The sequence below is a fragment of the Sphingobacterium bovisgrunnientis genome, assembly GCF_009829085.1.
In the GTDB taxonomy this organism is placed as follows: domain Bacteria; phylum Bacteroidota; class Bacteroidia; order Sphingobacteriales; family Sphingobacteriaceae; genus Sphingobacterium; species Sphingobacterium bovisgrunnientis.
Map to the genome: position 1 here is coordinate 1 of NZ_WUQY01000072.1, position 1,846 is coordinate 1,846.

At 42.7% G+C, this 1,846-nt stretch carries 1 protein-coding gene; it reads left to right on the top strand.

Annotation, left to right across the window (positions count from 1 at the left end):
* Positions 1–501 precede the first annotated feature (501 nt).
* Complete coding sequence (gene ltrA / locus GOQ16_RS17110; RefSeq protein ID WP_160070408.1) at positions 502–1,767, top strand: group II intron reverse transcriptase/maturase; 1,266 nt, start codon at positions 502–504, stop codon at positions 1,765–1,767.
* The last annotated feature ends 79 nt before the right edge of the window (positions 1,768–1,846 follow it).

Here is a 1,846-nt window from a genome sequence, read left to right on the forward strand (position 1 = left end):
TTAAGGCAAGGGTGTCCTCCGTGAGGAGGAATCTGAAGGAAGCCGGCGGTAAATCTCTGGCCTGACGTACAGGAAGCGAATTAGGCAGTTGGATGTGGGTGAGTCTGCATAACAAGACAAAGCCCGAAACTATCCGAAACATCCCGCTGTATATTCGACAGGTATATGGAGAGAAAGTTCACGTTCTTACCCGGGGAGATCTGTCTCACTGTTGCCGGCTGGAGGAGCGACTCCTTAAGGAACAAGGTTTTGTAGCGATACATGACTGGTTTGACAGAAGTCAGCAGAGGCCGTAGTACTTTTTTTTTTTAAAGGAAGGGCTGAACATTAAACGTCCGTTTAATTTATGGGAACTGGGATTATCGTAAAGAAAGCAGAAAACTCCGAATGGAGAGCTGCCCTGCAAGGGATATGCTGGAAGCAGAAAAGTAGCAGGGAGCGCTTAACGATATCTTGAAAGAAATAGAAAACACGGAAACAGGGAAAAAAATGCAAAACAACATGTTACTCGAAGAAATTATTAGTAGTAGCAATCTTCATCAGGCGTACGATCAGGTTGTAGGCAACAAAGGCGCGCCCGGTACTGATAAAGTCGGTCACGTTGAATTTAAAGAACAGATCGCATGTGAATGGCGTCATATTAAACTACAACTAGAGCAGGGAGAATATCGTCCATCGTCCATTAAACGTGTTAAAATCCCTAAACCCAATGGCGGAGAACGTTTATTGGGTATTCCTACCTATATGGATAGGCTTATCCAACAATCTATCTCTCAGGTTTTGGTGAAAATGTATGATCCTGAGTTTTCGGAACATAGCTATGGTTTTCGTTCAGAGAAGAATGCACACCAGGCATTAGTAAAAGCCAAAGAATACATCAACTTGGGATATAGTCATGTTGTGGATCTAGACCTGGCGCAATTCTTTGACCGAGTTAACCACGATTACCTAATGAATGAATTAAGCAAGAAGATCATTGACAAGCGAGTTCTGAAACTAATTCATCGCATCCTTCGTGCCGATATTTGTGATGAAGGGAAATTGACTTCTTGCAAACAGGGGGTTCCACAAGGCGGTCCATTAAGCCCTCTACTTTCCAATATTATACTAGATAAACTAGATAAGGAACTGGAAAGCCGTGGTCACCGTTTTGTTCGCTATGCAGATGACTGTAGTATTTATGTTAGAAGTAAACGTGCTGGGGATCGTGTAATGGAAAGCATTAGTAAGTACATTGAAAAGGAACTAAAACTGAAAGTAAATTTAGAAAAGAGTGTTGTTACTCGTCCTTGGCGCACGCGGTTACTTGGGTTTACGTTTTACCATAAGAAAGGCAGCAAAGGCATTAGTGTACACGGTAAAAGTATTAGTATCTACAAGGATAAAATCCGTAAGATTACTAGTCGCAGAAGCCCTGTTTCTATGGGGGAACGGATGATACAAATCCGACGATTGAACCAAGGATGGGTTAGTTACTTCAAGTTAAGTGAAGCGCGTAGCATATTTGAAACCCTAGACGAGTGGACACGTAGCCGTGTTAGGCTCTGCTACTGGAGCCAATGGAAACGGATCAAGACGCGTGTGAAGGAGCTTAAGAAACTAGGTGTGACTTCTAACAAAGCTTATCAATGGGGTAATACTCGTAAAGGGCCGTGGCGAACGGTAAATAGCCCAATCTTGAAACGAACGCTTACCAATGCATTCTTAAAGAAAGAAGGACTACTATATCTTACCGATATAATAGTCCCAAAAACTGTTAATGTTTAATGAACCGCCGTATGCCGAACGGCACGTACGGTGGTGTGAGGGGTCAGGTAATCAAATAATGATTACCTTCCTACTCTAT

Coding starts and splice junctions, on each gene's coding strand:
- ltrA (WP_160070408.1), top strand. CDS start 502: ATGTTACTCGAAGAAATTATTAGTAGTAGCAATCTTCATCAGGCGTAC.